At 43.5% G+C, this 16,635-nt stretch carries 20 protein-coding genes; 1 reads left to right on the top strand and 19 read right to left on the bottom strand.

Going from position 1 to position 16,635, the window contains the following annotated elements; genetic code table 11:
• Positions 1–12: 12 nt before the first annotated feature.
• The 13 genes from rplX to rpsJ form a co-directional block, all read right to left on the bottom strand.
• Positions 13–324 (bottom strand): 50S ribosomal protein L24, encoded by a 312-nt coding sequence (gene rplX, locus MOJ78_RS00910; protein ID WP_304981154.1) that lies wholly within the window; start codon positions 322–324, stop codon positions 13–15.
• 54 nt (positions 325–378) lie between these two features.
• Entirely contained in the window at positions 379–747 is a 369-nt protein-coding gene (rplN, locus tag MOJ78_RS00905) for a 50S ribosomal protein L14 (protein ID WP_304979380.1), read from the bottom strand.
• 46 nt (positions 748–793) lie between these two features.
• Complete coding sequence (gene rpsQ, locus MOJ78_RS00900; RefSeq protein ID WP_304979379.1) at positions 794–1,057, bottom strand: 30S ribosomal protein S17; 264 nt, start codon at positions 1,055–1,057, stop codon at positions 794–796.
• A gap of 21 nt (positions 1,058–1,078) precedes the next feature.
• A complete protein-coding gene (gene rpmC, locus MOJ78_RS00895; RefSeq protein WP_225067063.1) occupies positions 1,079–1,282 on the bottom strand; it encodes a 50S ribosomal protein L29 in 204 nt (67 codons plus the stop codon).
• Positions 1,272–1,706 carry a 50S ribosomal protein L16 gene (gene rplP, locus MOJ78_RS00890; protein WP_304979378.1) on the bottom strand — a complete coding sequence of 145 codons (435 nt, stop codon included), beginning with the start codon at positions 1,704–1,706 and terminating at the stop codon, positions 1,272–1,274. Before rplP ends, rpmC begins: the two co-directional genes overlap by 11 nt.
• 2 nt (positions 1,707–1,708) lie before the next feature.
• Positions 1,709–2,368 (bottom strand): 30S ribosomal protein S3, encoded by a 660-nt coding sequence (gene rpsC / locus MOJ78_RS00885; RefSeq protein ID WP_304979377.1) that lies wholly within the window; start codon positions 2,366–2,368, stop codon positions 1,709–1,711.
• A gap of 2 nt (positions 2,369–2,370) precedes the next feature.
• A complete protein-coding gene (rplV, locus tag MOJ78_RS00880; protein WP_304979376.1) occupies positions 2,371–2,712 on the bottom strand; it encodes a 50S ribosomal protein L22 in 342 nt (113 codons plus the stop codon).
• Between the two features lie 20 nt (positions 2,713–2,732).
• The gene (gene rpsS / locus MOJ78_RS00875; RefSeq protein WP_304979375.1) at positions 2,733–3,011 is read right to left on the bottom strand and encodes a 30S ribosomal protein S19; all 279 of its coding nucleotides are present in this window, start codon (positions 3,009–3,011) and stop codon (positions 2,733–2,735) included.
• Between the two features lie 105 nt (positions 3,012–3,116).
• Positions 3,117–3,950 (bottom strand): 50S ribosomal protein L2, encoded by an 834-nt coding sequence (rplB, locus tag MOJ78_RS00870; protein ID WP_304979374.1) that lies wholly within the window; start codon positions 3,948–3,950, stop codon positions 3,117–3,119.
• Between the two features lie 26 nt (positions 3,951–3,976).
• Positions 3,977–4,267: a 50S ribosomal protein L23 gene (gene rplW, locus MOJ78_RS00865; RefSeq protein WP_304979373.1), complete on the bottom strand. Its 291-nt coding sequence runs from the start codon at positions 4,265–4,267 to the stop codon at positions 3,977–3,979.
• A complete protein-coding gene (gene rplD / locus MOJ78_RS00860; RefSeq protein ID WP_304979372.1) occupies positions 4,267–4,890 on the bottom strand; it encodes a 50S ribosomal protein L4 in 624 nt (207 codons plus the stop codon). Before rplD ends, rplW begins: the two co-directional genes overlap by 1 nt.
• A 17-nt stretch (positions 4,891–4,907) precedes the next feature.
• Positions 4,908–5,546 carry a 50S ribosomal protein L3 gene (gene rplC, locus MOJ78_RS00855; protein WP_304979371.1) on the bottom strand — a complete coding sequence of 213 codons (639 nt, stop codon included), beginning with the start codon at positions 5,544–5,546 and terminating at the stop codon, positions 4,908–4,910.
• 40 nt (positions 5,547–5,586) lie between these two features.
• Positions 5,587–5,895, bottom strand: coding sequence for a 30S ribosomal protein S10 (gene rpsJ, locus MOJ78_RS00850; RefSeq protein WP_304979370.1), 309 nt, complete (start codon positions 5,893–5,895; stop codon positions 5,587–5,589).
• Positions 5,896–6,672: 777 nt separating this feature from the next.
• Here rpsJ and MOJ78_RS00845 point away from each other — a divergent pair.
• On the top strand, positions 6,673–7,860 hold the full coding sequence (locus MOJ78_RS00845; protein ID WP_304979369.1) for an IS256 family transposase: 1,188 nt from the start codon (positions 6,673–6,675) through the stop codon (positions 7,858–7,860).
• Positions 7,861–8,136: 276 nt separating this feature from the next.
• On the opposite strand, the gene tuf is transcribed toward MOJ78_RS00845, so the two are convergent.
• The 6 genes from tuf to rpoC form a co-directional block, all read right to left on the bottom strand.
• Positions 8,137–9,327, bottom strand: a complete 1,191-nt coding sequence (gene tuf, locus MOJ78_RS00840; protein WP_304979368.1) for an elongation factor Tu — start codon at positions 9,325–9,327, stop codon at positions 8,137–8,139.
• A 127-nt stretch (positions 9,328–9,454) separates the two neighbouring features.
• Complete coding sequence (gene fusA, locus MOJ78_RS00835; RefSeq protein ID WP_304979367.1) at positions 9,455–11,533, bottom strand: elongation factor G; 2,079 nt, start codon at positions 11,531–11,533, stop codon at positions 9,455–9,457.
• A gap of 53 nt (positions 11,534–11,586) precedes the next feature.
• Entirely contained in the window at positions 11,587–12,057 is a 471-nt protein-coding gene (gene rpsG / locus MOJ78_RS00830; protein ID WP_304979366.1) for a 30S ribosomal protein S7, read from the bottom strand.
• Between the two features lie 56 nt (positions 12,058–12,113).
• Positions 12,114–12,536, bottom strand: coding sequence for a 30S ribosomal protein S12 (rpsL, locus tag MOJ78_RS00825; protein ID WP_304979365.1), 423 nt, complete (start codon positions 12,534–12,536; stop codon positions 12,114–12,116).
• Positions 12,537–12,646: 110 nt separating this feature from the next.
• The gene (locus tag MOJ78_RS00820; protein ID WP_304979364.1) at positions 12,647–12,895 is read right to left on the bottom strand and encodes a 50S ribosomal protein L7ae-like protein; all 249 of its coding nucleotides are present in this window, start codon (positions 12,893–12,895) and stop codon (positions 12,647–12,649) included.
• 96 nt (positions 12,896–12,991) lie between these two features.
• Complete coding sequence (gene rpoC, locus MOJ78_RS00815) at positions 12,992–16,618, bottom strand: DNA-directed RNA polymerase subunit beta' (protein WP_304979363.1); 3,627 nt, start codon at positions 16,616–16,618, stop codon at positions 12,992–12,994.
• Positions 16,619–16,635 lie beyond the last annotated feature (17 nt).

Here is a 16,635-nt window from a genome sequence, read left to right as displayed (position 1 = left end):
CAACAATAGTGCTTATTTATCAAGAGCTTCTCCTGATTTTTTCGCAACGCGTACTTTCTTTCCGTTTTCTTCTTTGTAACCTACCCGTGTAGGTTCACCGGATTTTGGATCGATCGCCATAACATTGGAAGCATGAATCGGTGCTTCTATGTTAAGGATTCCACCTTGGGGGTTATCTTGAGAAGGCTTAGCGTGTTTCTTAACAACGTTAACTCCTTCAACGATGACACGGTTTTGTTTCGGTAATGCTTGAAGGATAACTCCTTGTTTCCCTTTGTCCTTACCGGATATTACTTGAACCTTATCGCCTTTTTTTACGTGCATTTTAGGCATAGCGACTTGCGCACCTCCTTACAAGACCAAGCTTGAATTCAATTTTTAAAGAACTTCTGGCGCTAAAGAAACGATTTTCATAAACTGGTTGTCACGCAATTCACGTGCAACCGGTCCGAAGATACGAGTCCCTCTTGGGCTCTTATCGTCCTTAACGATTACCGCTGCGTTTTCATCAAAACGAATATATGAACCATCTGGACGACGTACACCTCGTTTAGTACGGACGACTACAGCTCTTACAACGTCACCCTTCTTAACAACGCCCCCTGGTGTTGCGGATTTAACAGAACACACAATCATGTCTCCGATATTGGCATACTTACGGCCAGATCCACCAAGTACCTTAATGGTCAAAAGTTCACGAGCTCCAGAGTTGTCAGCTACCTTTAAACGTGATTCCTGTTGAATCATTTACGAGTACCTCCTTTCGGACTGAAGATATCGATCCGAACTTGAATTAGATAATAATAGATTCTTCCACGATTTCCATCAAGCGGAAGCGCTTATCCTTAGAAAGCGGGCGAGTTTCCATGATCTTTACAACGTCACCCATTTTTGCTGAGTTGTCCTCATCATGTGCTTTAAGCTTCTTAGAGTACTTCACGCGCTTACCGTACAATTTGTCAGTTTTATAAGTTTCAACGAGTACTGTAATCGTTTTGTCCATTTTATCGGATACTACACGACCGACATATACTTTACGTTGGTTGCGTTCGCTCATTTTTTAAGTCCTCCCTTCAATTTAAGCGTTCGTAATTCCTAGCTCACGTTCGCGCAAAACAGTTTTTGCACGTGCAATGGCTTTTCGGACCTCACGAATGCGGGCAGGGTTCTCTAATTGACCAGTTGCTAATTGAAAGCGAAGGTTGAAGAGCTCTTCTTTAAGAGTTTTCACGTTCTGTTCGATTTCTGCAGTGGTTAAGTTACGGAAATCATTAGCTTTCATTTGTGTCACCACCCACTTCTTCGCGTTTTACAAATTTCGTTTTGATTGGAAGCTTGTGAGATGCAAGACGAAGTGCTTCACGAGCGACTTCCTCTGATACTCCAGCTATCTCAAACATAATTTTCCCTGGCTTGACTACTGCTACCCATCCTTCAGGAGCACCTTTACCGGAACCCATACGTACTTCTAAAGGTTTTGCAGTATAAGGCTTAGAAGGGAAAATTTTAATCCAAACTTTACCGCCACGCTTCATGTAACGCGTCATCGCGATACGAGCCGCTTCGATCTGACGGTTTGTGATCCATGTCGAGTCAACTGCTTGTAAACCGTATTCACCGAATGCTATTTCTTGGCCGCCTTTTGCACGTCCGCGCATTTTTCCACGGTGTTCTCTACGATATTTAACACGTTTTGGCATCAACATAATTATTTTCCTCCTTCCCCTTGTTTCGTTCCTTTCGTCGGAAGGACTTCACCACGATAGATCCACACTTTAACACCTAACTTACCGTAAGTAGTGTCTGCTTCTGCAGTTCCATAATCGATATCTGCACGAAGTGTGTGAAGTGGAACAGTTCCTTCACTGTACGATTCTGAACGAGCAATATCTGCACCGTTAAGTCGTCCGGATACTTCCGTTTTAATTCCTTTTGCACCCGCGCGCATTGCACGTTGGATTGTTTGTTTCATCGCACGACGGAATGCAATACGATTCTCAAGCTGGCGTGCAATATTTTCAGCAACAAGCTTAGCATTAAGATCTGCTTGCTTAACTTCAAAAATATTTACGTGTACTCGCTTACCTGTTATATCGTTCAGGGATTTACGAAGTGCTTCGACTTCAGATCCACCTTTACCGATGACCATACCAGGCTTAGCTGTTTTAACTGTAATGTTCACTCGATTGGCTGCACGTTCGATTTCAACTGTAGATACAGCAGCATCCTTCAAACGCTTTTCAATATATTCACGAATTTTGATGTCTTCATGTAGTAGATTTGCGTAATCTTTGTCTGCGTACCATTTGGATTCCCAGTCACGGATGACGCCGACACGAAGTCCTATTGGATTTACTTTTTGACCCACGATTATCCCTCCTTCTTTTCTGAAACTACGATCGTAATATGACTTGTGCGCTTGTTGATGCGGCTTGCACGACCCATAGCTCTCGGGCGGAAACGTTTTAACGTAACACCTTCATCAACGAATGCGGTTTTTACTACAAGGTTGTTCGGTTCCATTTCATAGTTGTGCTCTGCATTTGCGATCGCAGAATTAAGCACTTTTTCAACGATTGGAGACGCTGCCCTTGGTGTATGACGCAAAATCGCAATCGCTTCTCCAACTTCCTTTCCTCGAATGAGATCGACGATTAGGCGAGCTTTACGAGGAGCAATTCGAATTTGTTTTGCAACAGCTTTAGCTTCCATTCGTAGTACCTCCTCTCTGGTTAACGTCTTGTTTTCTTATCATCAGCTGCGTGACCTTTGTATGTGCGTGATGGTGCAAATTCACCAAGCTTGTGTCCGACCATGTCCTCTGACACATACACTGGCACGTGCTTGCGTCCGTCATAAACGGCAATTGTGTGTCCGATGAAATCCGGGAAAATAGTAGAGCGACGAGACCAGGTTTTGATAACCTTCTTGTCATTGCTTTCGTTTAGCGCCTCTACTTTTTTCATTAAGTGATCATCTACGAAAGGTCCCTTTTTCAAACTACGGCCCATATTTGTACCTCCCTTCGTGCTGACTCATAAGTGTCTGACTCCCTCCTGATTGTATAAACAACCGGGCAAAAGGTGTGTCTGACACTTCTCTTTTGAGTCAACGCGTTATTTTTTACGACGACGTCGAACGATATACTTGTCACTTGGCTTATTCTTCTTACGAGTTTTGTATCCAAGTGTTGGTTTACCCCATGGAGACATTGGTGACTTACGTCCGATTGGCGCACGTCCTTCACCACCACCGTGTGGGTGATCGTTAGGGTTCATAACAGATCCACGAACAGTTGGGCGCTTGCCTAACCAGCGTGAACGTCCTGCTTTACCAATGTTGATAAGCTCATGCTCAAGGTTACCTACTTGACCGATTGTCGCACGGCAAGTGATCAAAATCATACGAGTTTCACCAGAGCGTAGACGTACAAGCGCGTAACGTTCTTCTTTACCAAGCAATTGTGCTTCAGCACCCGCAGAACGTACGAGTTGTCCACCTCGTCCAGGTTTTAATTCAATATTATGAATGGTAGTACCTACCGGGATATCCGCTAGTGGTAGTGCGTTTCCTGGCTTAATATCAGCATCAGATCCAGACATGATTTCTTGCCCGACCTTCATTCCTTTAGTAGCTAGGATGTAACGCTTTTCCCCATCAGCATAATGGATTAGTGCGATGTTTGCAGAACGGTTCGGATCATATTCGATTGTAGCAACGCGTCCTGGTATTCCATCTTTATCACGTTTAAAGTCGATAATACGATACTTACGCTTGTGCCCACCACCTTGATGGCGAGTAGTAATTCGTCCGTGGTTGTTACGTCCCGCTTTTTTGCTTAACGGAGCTAACAACGACTTTTCGGGTTGATCTGTAGTCAATTCACTAAAATCAGATGCCGTCATGTTACGGCGACCGTTTGTTGTTGGCTTAAACTTTTTGATAGCCATTTTCCTGTCCCTCCTTTACGAGTAAGTTATACCCCTTCGAAGAAATCGAGTTCTTTACTATCAGAAGTTAACTGCACGATAGCTTTTTTACGCTTAGCAGTGTATCCGAAGTAACGACCTACACGTTTCTTCTTTCCTTTATAATTTTGCGTGTTAACATTTTCAACTTTTACGCCGAAAATTTCTTCGATTGCACTTTTGATCTGAGTTTTAGTAGCACGAGGATCTACCTCAAATGTGTACTTCAAGTCACCCATGATCTCTGTAGAACGTTCAGTAATAACGGGGCGCTTAATGATTTCACGAGCGTCTGCCATTACGCGAGCACCTCCTCTACCTTTTCTACAGCATCCTTCGTCATCAATACTTTATCGTGGTTTAATACGTCCACCACGTTTACACCGTCTGCAGTCACTACAGTTACTCCTGGAATGTTGCGAGCAGATAGCGCTGCGGATTCGTTGTAATCAGCAGTTACGACTAACGTTTTAGATACCGCAGAGAAGTTTGCTAGTACTGTAGTCATTTCTTTTGTTTTTGGAGCGTCGAACTTAAGCTCTTCTAAAATGACCATACTGTTTTCTTGCACTTTTGATGAAAGCGCAGATTTGATTGCTAAACGACGAACTTTTTTAGGTAGTTTGTAGCTGTAGCTTCTTGGTGTAGGACCAAATACAACTCCACCGCCTACCCATTGTGGTGAGCGGATAGAACCTTGGCGAGCACGTCCTGTACCCTTTTGACGCCATGGTTTACGACCTCCACCGCTAACCGCAGAACGGTTTTTTACAGCATGTGTACCTTGACGAGTTGAAGCTTGCTGCATCACAACTGCATCATAAAGCACGCTTTCGTTTGGCTCAATTCCAAACACGTTATCATTTAATTCGATGTCCCCAACTTGGGAACCAGTTTGATTATAAAGTGTTACTTTCGGCACCGGTGTATCCTCCTTTCTTACTTAGCTTCTTTAGCCTTAATACCAGCTTCTACTGTAACGTAGCTCTTTTTTGCACCAGGTACATTACCTTTGATCATCAGCAAGTTACGCTCAGCGTCAACTTTGACAATTTCAAGGTTTTGCACAGTTACGCGCTTGCCACCCATACGTCCAGGTAGTTTTTTCCCTTTAAATACGCGCATCGGGTCAGTTGCACCCATGGAACCAGGACGACGGTGGTAACGTGAACCGTGACTCATTGGTCCGCGAGATTGTCCGTGCCGCTTAATTACACCCTGGAATCCTTTACCTTTTGATGTTCCAGTTACGTCGACAACGTCGCCTTCCTGGAATATATCAACTTTGACTTCCTGACCAACTTCATAGTCCGCCATACTCACACCGCGAACTTCCTTTACGTAGCGCTTAGGCTTTGTATTTGCTTTTTCAGCATGACCACTTGCAGGTTTGTTACTACGGGATTGTTTCTTATCGGCAAATCCGATTTGGATCGCTTCGTACCCGTCATTTTCAGCTGTCTTCGTTTGAAGAACAACGTTCGGTTCAGCTTCCACCACTGTTACTGGAATTACCTCACCATTTTCAGCAAAAACTTGAGTCATACCTAGTTTTCTACCTAAGATTCCTTTGGTCATTCGTCACACCTCCTATAAATATCTAAATTATTTTTTATACTTAGAGCTTGATTTCGATATCAACACCAGATGGTAGATCCAGTCTCATAAGTGAATCAACCGTTTGTGGCGTCGGCTCGATGATGTCGATCAAACGCTTATGTGTACGCATTTCAAACTGTTCACGCGAATCTTTGTACTTGTGTACAGCACGCAAGATTGTGTAAATCGACTTTTCAGTTGGTAATGGGATTGGTCCCGATACCTTCGCACCAGATCGCTTTGCTGTATCGACAATCTTTTCAGCAGATTGATCAAGAATACGGTGATCATAAGCCTTTAAACGAATTCGAATCTTTTGCTTTGCCATTATTTCCCCTCCTTCTCGTCCATTAGAATAGACAATTCTCAGTAGAAATTTACCGAACGTTCCCGCCATGGCAAAGGGGCCGGGTGTGTCCGCAACCTTCCACTTCATCGCAAATTAATAGCCAACATTCCTGATTATACTAGAGCACCAAGGCTTTTGCAAGGTTTACTAGCATCAATCAGTATCTGACCACACTTGAACTATTATAATGGTTACATTTGCCGATTGCAAGGAAATTCAGTAATGAATCCAAAATTTATGTATGGTAAATTTTTGTATCTTTTCGGAATGTGGTGATTTTTTTTCGAATGAGTGAATTATTGAAGATCTTTTGAGTAATCTTGTGCTGAAAAATGATGTTGGAGCCATGATCAGCATGTTTATGGTGGTTCATTCGATCCTGAAACTGCGAAAAACAGGATTTATCTGCGAAATCGGGGAATTATCTGCGAAATCAATATTTTAGTTAAATCTACTGAACATTTCGCGCTGGGTTCTGGTACTCTCTTTAATGTTTGACTCTATAATTAGAAATTTGACGTGGAATCTCGTCAGGTTGACGCGACTTTCAATTATTTAATGCGGAAAACGAACTTTTCACGGTGAAACAAGAGGGTTGGCGTGTTAATTGTGATTTTAGCGTCTAATTCGAGATTTTCTCGTCTAAATCGATGGTTTATAAAAGTATGTGTAGGGCCTTTTTCTAGACAATAGAAAAAGGACAAAGTACTCTCTAAGTTATCACCACAATAACCAAACGAGAGGAGCACTTTGTCCATGTCTCATTTTAACACGGAAAACCTGGACCTTGCCACTTTATTGAAGCTGTCCATGCAAGACATTCTGAAAGAAAAGGTAGAAATGATCCTTCGCGAAGAGATTAAAAATGTATTGAAAAGCGAACCTGTCGGGGAAAACAATGCACGGAACGGGTACTACTCACGAACGCTTGATACGATGTATGGCCGTATTGAAGACATGGACGTCCCACGGGACCGAAAAGGAGATTTCCAGACAGCTATGTTTGAACCGTATCAGCGACGAATGGTAGCTGTGGATGAACTGATCATCCAGCTCTATCAACACGGAGTGGGAGTCCGTCAGGTAGGTAAAATCATGAAAAGTCTTCTCGGGGACGACTACTCTCAAGGAACCATTTCAAACATCACTTCCACGGTAATGGAAGACGTGGTCGCCTGGCAAAAGCGCCCCTTGAAAAAGCGCTACTGTGCCCTTTTTCTAGATGCCCTGTTTGTAAAGGTACGCCGTGATACCGTTGGTAAGGAAGCCGTCTATATCGTTCTAGGAATCACGCCAGAAGGCCATCGGGAAATCCTCGGTTTTTACGTAGGGGGTATCGAGACGTCAAATGGTTGGCGTGAAATACTGGATGATTTACGCGAAAGGGGTGTCGAAGAGGTATTACTTGGTGTTTTTGATGGACTTCCTGGACTGGAAGAGGCGTTCCGCACCTCATTTCCAAAGGCGGATGTTCAGCGTTGCATTGTCCACAAAGTAAGAACGACTTTGAATAAAGTCCGCAAAAAGGATCAGGCCGAGTTTAGTCAGGATCTCAAGGAGGTCTATTCTGCCGAATCCTACGAAGAAGCGGAAGAAGCCTTTAACATAGTGAAGGGAAAATGGAAGAAACGATATAGTCGGGAACTGAAACTTTGGGAAGAAGAACTCTCTGTACTGCTTACGTTTCTCAACTATCCAAAATCGATTCGTAAGTTCATCTATACGACGAATCTTATCGAGCGTACAAACAAAGAAGTAAGAAAGCGACTCAAGACTATGAACAGTTTACCAAACATCGAGGCAGCTGAGAAAATCATCTATTTGACGGCCGCTGATTATAACGAGCGTTGGGCTAGAAGGAAACTCGCTGGCTTTAATCAGGCACTTGAGCACCTACAAAAACTGTTTATAGTACGATATGGTTCAGACAAGATTGAGGGATAAGCAGGCGTGAGTTGGTGCTCCGGAGGTGTCCGGAGCACCAACTCAACCTACCCAAGGGGTAACTTAAGAAGGTATATATGCTTACACATAATTATTGACACAACCTCTAAATCAAGAACATCTCGTGTAACTCGAGATTTTGGCGTCTAACTCAAGAATTTCTCGTCTAAACCGGGTGGGAATTAATAAGCTTTCCAGTCATAGGTGCTATAGGAACCACATAGAAAAAAGCACCCCGCATCAAACGGGGTGCTTTCCATTTATCGATCGAATCGATTATTCAACGATTGTTGCAACTACACCAGAACCTACAGTACGTCCACCCTCACGGATAGAGAAACGAGTTCCGTCTTCAATCGCAATTGGAGCGATTAGTTCAACAGTCATTTCGATGTTGTCACCAGGCATAACCATTTCAGTTCCTTCTGGAAGAGCAATAGTTCCTGTTACGTCAGTTGTACGGAAGTAGAACTGAGGACGGTAGTTTGAGAAGAATGGAGTGTGACGTCCACCTTCTTCTTTAGATAGTACGTAAACTTCAGCTTTAAACTTAGTGTGAGCTTTTACAGTTCCTGGCTTGATAAGAACTTGTCCACGCTCGATATCTTCACGGGAAACCCCACGAAGAAGCGCACCAATGTTATCTCCAGCTTCAGCATAGTCAAGAAGCTTACGGAACATTTCTACACCAGTAACAGTCGTTTTCTTAGACTCTTCAGCAAGACCAAGAATTTCGATTTCGTCACCGACTTTAACTTGTCCACGCTCAACACGACCAGTAGCAACTGTTCCACGACCAGTGATTGAGAATACGTCCTCAACTGGCATCATGAATGGCTTGTCGCTGTCACGTTCTGGAGTTGGGATGTATTCATCAACCGCATCCATAAGTTCGAAGATTTTTGCTTCCCACTCATCTTCGCCTTCAAGAGCTTTAAGAGCAGAACCTTTAACGACAGGTACATCGTCTCCAGGGAAGTCGTACTCAGAAAGAAGGTCACGTACTTCCATTTCTACTAATTCAAGAAGCTCTTCGTCGTCTACCATGTCACACTTGTTCAAGAAAACAACGATGAATGGTACACCTACGTTACGAGAAAGTAGGATGTGCTCACGAGTTTGTGGCATTGGGCCATCAGCTGCAGATACAACTAGGATAGCGCCATCCATTTGTGCTGCTCCAGTGATCATGTTTTTAACATAGTCAGCGTGTCCTGGGCAGTCTACGTGTGCGTAGTGACGAGAGTCAGTTTCGTACTCAACGTGAGCAGTCGCGATTGTAATACCACGCTCACGCTCTTCTGGAGCACCATCAATAGAATCGTATGCACGTGCTTCACCTTTACCAGACTTCTTGTGAAGAACTGTAGTGATTGCAGCAGTTAATGTTGTTTTACCATGGTCAACGTGTCCAATTGTACCAATGTTAACGTGGGATTTGGAGCGGTCGAATTTTTCTTTTGCCATGAGTATGTTCCTCCTTTAAATAAAAGAAATTTAATTGTTTTATTTTGTAAGATAGGTGAAGGCTTTGTCCACCTATCTTAGCTTACAATAAGTGATTGTTTTTGCACAAGCGGTAATTCAGCAGTAGTTACTCTCCGCTTACTTTTTTAATGATTTCTTCAGAAATGGACTTCGGTACCTCTTCGTAATGATCGAAGTGCATGGAGTATACTCCACGACCTTGTGTTCTAGAACGAAGTGTAGTTGCGTAACCGAACATTTCTGAAAGTGGTACCATCGCACGAATGACTTGAGCGTTACCACGTGCTTCCATACCTTCAACACGTCCACGGCGAGCTGTTACATCTCCCATGATGTCACCCATGTATTCTTCAGGAATAACAACTTCAACCTTCATCATTGGTTCAAGAAGAACTGGGTTACAGTATTGCTTCGCGTTTTTCAATGCCATTGATCCGGCAATCTTGAACGCCATTTCATTTGAGTCAACATCGTGGTAAGAACCGTCGACGATTCTAGCTTTCAAGTCGATAAGCTGATAACCTGCGATCATACCGTTTTGAAGAGCTTCTTGAATACCGTTCTGTACCGCAGGAATGTATTCACGCGGTACAACACCACCGACGATCTTGTTCTCAAATTCAAATCCTGCACCTTCTTCGTTTGGTTCGAACTCGATCCAAACGTGTCCATATTGTCCACGTCCACCGGATTGTCGTACGAACTTCCCTTCAACCTTCGCAGCCTTACGAATGGTTTCACGGTATGCAACCTGTGGAGCACCTACGTTTGCTTCAACTTTAAACTCACGCTTCATACGGTCTACGATGATATCAAGGTGAAGCTCACCCATACCAGAAATGATCGTTTGACCTGTTTCAGTGTTCGTTTCAGTTCTGAACGTAGGATCCTCTTCAGCCAACTTTGCAAGTGCGATTCCCATCTTATCTTGGTCAGCTTTAGATTTAGGCTCAACGGAAAGTGAGATAACTGGGTCAGGGAATTCCATTGATTCAAGAATTACAAGACTCTTCTCATCACAAAGTGTGTCCCCTGTTGAAGTATCCTTAAGTCCAACCGCAGCAGCGATGTCCCCGGAGTAAACAGTAGCAATCTCTTCACGAGAGTTCGCGTGCATTTGCAGGATACGTCCTACACGTTCACGCTTACCTTTAGTTGAGTTTTGAACGTAAGACCCAGAATCTAGCGTACCAGAATAAACGCGGAAGAACGTCAATTTACCAACATAAGGGTCTGTCATAACTTTAAATGCTAAAGCTGAGAATGGTCCCTTATCATCAGATGGGCGAGTTACTTCCTCTTCTGTTTCCGGAATGAAACCTTTAATTGCCGGTACGTCTAGAGGTGATGGTAAGTAGTCGATCGCTGCATCAAGTACGAGCTGAACACCTTTGTTCTTAAACGCAGATCCGCAAAGAACAGGGTAGAATTCAACATCAGTTGTACCTTTACGGATCGCAGCTTTCAATTCATCAATTGTAAGCTCTTCACCTTCTAGATACTTCATCATCAATTCTTCATCAAGCTCAGCAGCAGCTTCGACAAGCTTGCTGTGATGTTCTTCTGCAAGCTCTTTATACTCTTCAGGAATCTCTCTAGCACTTGAACGTGTACCAAGATCATCTTCATAGAAGTATGCTTTCATTTCTACTAGATCAATGATTCCTTCGAAGTCGTCTTCTGCTCCGATTGGAAGCTGGATCGCATGGGCGTTAGCACCCAGACGTTCACGAAGTGTTCCAAGGGAGTAGAGGAAGTCTGCTCCGATTTTGTCCATCTTATTTACAAATACAATACGAGGTACATGGTATGTCGTAGCTTGACGCCATACCGTTTCCGTTTGCGGTTCAACTCCGGATTGAGCATCAAGTACCGCAACAGCCCCGTCCAATACACGTAATGAACGTTCAACTTCAACTGTGAAGTCTACGTGTCCAGGTGTGTCGATGATGTTAATACGATGATTTTTCCACTGAGCAGTTGTAGCAGCGGATGTAATCGTGATCCCGCGCTCTTGCTCCTGCTCCATCCAGTCCATTTGAGAAGCCCCTTCATGGGTTTCTCCAATTTTATGAATACGACCGGTGTAGAACAAAATACGCTCAGTAGTCGTCGTTTTACCAGCATCGATATGTGCCATGATTCCGATATTACGTGTATCTTTCAAGGAGAACTCTCTTGCCATAGGTCTTTCTCCTTCCTTAATCTGTGATTAGTAGGTTTGTTTTCGTGATCAGATTACCAACGGTAGTGAGCAAATGCTTTATTTGCTTCTGCCATTTTGTGCATATCTTCACGCTTTTTAACAGATGATCCAGTGTTGTTAGCAGCATCCATGATTTCATAAGCAAGTCTTTCTTCCATGGTTTTTTCACCACGAAGACGAGAATAGTTAACCAACCAGCGTAATCCTAAAGTTGCTCGACGCTCCGGGCGAACTTCAACTGGTACCTGATAGTTTGCACCACCAACACGACGTGCACGTACTTCAAGCACAGGCATGATGTTCTTAAGCGCTTGGTCAAGCACTTCCATCGGGTCCTGGTTAGTGCGGTCCTTTACGATATTGAAAGAGTTATATAAAAGCTTTTGTGCTACACCTCTTTTACCATCAACCATAATTTTGTTGATAAGGCGCGTAACAAGCTTAGAATTATAAATCGGATCAGGTAATACATCACGACGTTCTACAGGTCCTTTACGAGGCATAATGTCCCCTCCTTTCAGTAATTAAATATCTTTCGGTGTCTTTTGAACAACCTCTATTATTTCTTTTCAGCCTTAGGCCTTTTAGTTCCATACTTAGAACGGCCTTGTCTACGATCGTTAACACCAGCAGTATCAAGCGCACCACGTACGATGTGATAACGGACCCCCGGTAAGTCTTTTACACGACCTCCGCGAATAAGTACTACGCTGTGCTCTTGCAGGTTGTGTCCGATTCCAGGAATATAAGCTGTTACTTCAATCTGGTTTGTCAAACGTACACGAGCGTACTTACGTAGCGCTGAGTTCGGCTTCTTCGGTGTCAGTGTTCCTACACGAGTACATACTCCACGTTTTTGCGGAGAAGAAAGATCTGTGTTTACTTTCTTAAAGCTGTTGTAGCCTTTATTTAGTGCAGGTGAGTCAGACTTTTTACCTTTAGAATGACGTCCCTTACGTACTAATTGATTAATTGTAGGCATGGTTTTTCCTCCCTTCTAATATGCGTATTTAATAGCCCACACATCCAGGTGGTTCATTTTTTGACAAAAGAAAGTTTTTGCGCAGGGCAAAAGAGCCCTGGCAAAAACATTTATCCTTTTATCGCAACAGTCGCTGCTCCTACGTCGATCCCGCATGCTTTTCCAAGCTTTTTCATAGATTCGACTTGGATAACAGGGACATTCTTCTCTTTCGCAACGTGAACAACCTTGTTCGTAATGCGAAGATCAGCGTCACCCGCAACGACGAGTTCTTTAACTTCCCCATTCTGAAGGGCTTTAATCGTTTGCTTCGTACCAACAATAATATCATTAGCCTGCAGTACTTTTTCATAAGACATATTATTTCCATATCCTCCAAAGTAACAGGTTTTTTGACGGAAGCACTACGTTATATTATCAGACTTGAAAAATGTTGTCAACAATTGAACCGTAAATTAATCTTGAGTAACCAATTCTTCAGTTTTTACTGCGTCTTCAGTTACTTCTGGTTTGGTTGTTTCTTCACCTGCAGGTACAATGTTTCGATAACGAGACATTCCAGTTCCTGCTGGTACAAGTTTACCGATGATGACATTTTCTTTTAAGCCGAGTAATTCATCACGCTTTCCTTTAATTGCCGCATCTGTCAGGACACGAGTTGTTTCCTGGAATGAAGCAGCAGACAGGAATGATTCAGTTTCAAGAGATGCTTTTGTAATACCGAGAAGCATTGGACGTCCTGTAGCAGGTCGACCGCCTTTAAGCAATACATCCGTGTTCACATCGGTGAAACGATTGATATCCATAAGTGATCCTGGAAGTACATTCGTATCGCCCGCTTCAATAACACGAACTTTACGCATCATTTGACGAACCATTACTTCAACGTGTTTGTCGCCGATTTCTACCCCTTGCATACGGTATACCTTCTGAACTTCTCGGAGCAGATAGTCTTGAACAGCTTCAATTCCAGCGACCTTAATCAATTCTTTCGGATCGATGGAACCTTCTGTTAGTTCTTGACCACCAATCACTTCGTCGTCTACTCGTACTTTAATACGAGCTCCGTAAGGTACCGTATAGGAACGGCTTTCTGCTTCACCTTGAACAGTGATCTCACGCTTATCACGCACTTCATTGATTGCAGTGACTTTTCCATCAAGCTCTGAAATGACTGCCTGACCTTTCGGGTTACGTGCTTCAAACAATTCCTGAATACGTGGTAAACCTTGTGTAATATCGTCTCCAGCAACCCCGCCAGTATGGAAGGTACGCATCGTAAGCTGTGTACCAGGTTCACCGATTGATTGAGCAGCAATGATACCTACAGCTTCGCCTACTTCAACTTCAGTTCCAGTAGCTAGATTACGTCCGTAGCAAAGGTTACACACACCATGCCGTGTATTACAAGTAAACGCGGAACGGATAACAACCTCTTCAACGCCTACTTCGATGATTTCCTTAGCGATGTCTTCTGTAATCAGATCGTTACGCTTAACGATGACACCATCAGTTTCAGGATTCTTAACTGTTTTAAATGCAACACGACCAATCAGTCGTTCTTCGAGTGGTTCGATTACTTCATTGCCTTCTTTTATTGCACGAACTGGTAAACCGCGGTCGGTTCCGCAATCTTTTTCGCGGACAATTACGTCCTGGGCAACATCAACAAGACGTCGCGTCAGATAACCCGAGTCAGCAGTCTTAAGTGCGGTATCAGCAAGTCCTTTACGAGCACCGTGTGTAGAGATAAAGTATTCGAGAACCGTCAATCCTTCACGGAAGCTGGACTTGATCGGTAATTCGATAATCTGTCCAGCCGGGTTCGCCATAAGTCCACGCATACCTGCAAGCTGTGTAAAGTTAGAAGCGTTACCTCGGGCTCCTGAGTCACTCATCATGAAAATCGGGTTCATGTTATCGAGTGAAACCATGAGTTTTTCCTGGATGACGTCTTTACAATTACTCCAGATTGCAATAACGCGATCATAACGTTCTTCTTCCGTAATAAGACCGCGACGGAACTGCTTAAGAACGTTGGTTACTTTTTCTTCGGCCTCTGCAAGAATTTCTTGTTTTTCAGAAAGGACGACGATATCAGATACACCTACTGTAATACCGGCCTTCGTCGCATATTTAAATCCAAGGTCCTTCATACGGTCGAGCATCTTAGACGTTTCAGTAATTTTGAAACGCTTGAACACTTCCGCAATGATTTTACCAAGAATCCCCTTCTTAAACGGTGAAATAAGGTCTCGTTCCTTAAGTTCTTCCTTAATATTTACAGTTGGGTCAACAAAGTACTTCTCTGGTGTAGCAACCTCGAGATTGTACTCAGTTGGTTCGTTGATATATGGGAACGATGGAGGCAAGATTTCATTAAAGATCAACTTACCGACCGTTGTCAATAACAACTTGCGGTTCTGCTCTTCTGTAAATGATGCTTTTCCAAGCACTTTTGCCGGTATCGCTACACGTGTGTGCAAATGTGCAAAACCATTATGATAAGCGGTGACCGCTTCATTTGTATCATTGAAAATCATACCTTCACCAATAGCATCTTTACGCTCTAGCGTCAGGTAATAGTTTCCTAACACCATATCCTGTGAAGGTGTAACAACTGGTTTACCATCCTTAGGATTCAGAATGTTCTGAGCCGCTAGCATAAGTATACGCGCTTCTGCCTGTGCTTCCGCTGATAGCGGTACGTGGACGGCCATTTGGTCTCCATCGAAGTCCGCATTGTATGCTGTACAAACAAGCGGGTGCAATCGAATCGCACGACCTTCAACAAGCGTTGGTTCAAATGCCTGAATACCTAGACGGTGAAGCGTTGGTGCACGGTTTAAGAGTACTGGGTGCTCTTTAATCACTTCTTCAAGAACATCCCAAACTTCAGGCTGAACACGTTCAACTTTACGTTTGGCACTCTTAATATTATGAGCAATACCTTTGTTTACGAGCTCCTTCATAACGAAAGGCTTGAATAGTTCAAGAGCCATTTCCTTAGGAAGTCCACATTGATACATTTTCAGGTTAGGACCTACCACGATAACTGATCGACCTGAATAGTCAACACGTTTACCGAGCAGGTTTTGACGGAATCGTCCTTGCTTCCCTTTTAACATATGAGAAAGGGATTTGAGTGGACGATTTCCTGGCCCTGTAACTGGTCGACCACGACGCCCGTTGTCGATCAAAGCATCAACTGCCTCCTGGAGCATACGCTTCTCGTTTTGAACGATAATGTTCGGTGCTCCAAGATCCAACAACCTTTTTAAACGGTTATTTCGGTTGATGACTCGACGATACAAGTCATTCAAGTCAGAAGTCGCAAATCGTCCTCCATCAAGCTGTACCATTGGGCGTAATTCCGGCGGGATGACAGGAAGTACGTCAAGAATCATCCAGTCCGTATCATTTCCGGAATGACGGAATGCTTCCAGCACTTCAAGACGTTTAATCGCACGAGTACGTCGTTGCCCTTGTGCGGTTTTCAACTCTTCTTTTAAAATTTCCACTTCTTTAGGAAGATCGATATCCTCAAGGAGCTTTTTAATTGCTTCTGCACCCATTTGTGCATTAAATCCTTTTCCATACTTTTCACGGTACGCTCGATATTCTTTTTCAGATAAAAGCTGTTTCTTCTCCAGCGGTGTTTCGCCGGTTTCTGTAACAACCCAGGAAGCAAAATAGATTACTTCCTCGAGAGCACGAGGTGACATATCAAGTACAAGACCCATTCGGCTTGGAATGCCTTTAAAGTACCAGATGTGAGAAACTTGTGCTGCCAATTCAATATGGCCCATTCGCTCACGACGAACTTTAGCTCTTGTAACTTCTACGCCACAGCGGTCACAAACGACGCCCTTATAACGGACTCGTTTGTATTTACCGCAATGACACTCCCAGTCTTTCGTTGGTCCGAAAATACGCTCACAGAAAAGTCCATCCTTTTCTGGTTTTAACGTTCGGTAATTAATTGTTTCCGGCTTCTTAACTTCACCACGGGACCAAGAGCGGATTTTATCCGGTGAAGCAAGACCAATTTTCATATACTCAAAGTTATTTACATCGATCAAGGGGTCTACCTCCCTTA

This window comes from Alkalihalobacillus sp. AL-G (assembly GCF_030643805.1).
Taxonomy (GTDB): Bacteria; Bacillota; Bacilli; order Bacillales; family Fictibacillaceae; genus Pseudalkalibacillus.
Note: the sequence above shows the minus strand (reverse complement) of the source record. Positions and strands in the feature narration are given on the sequence as shown.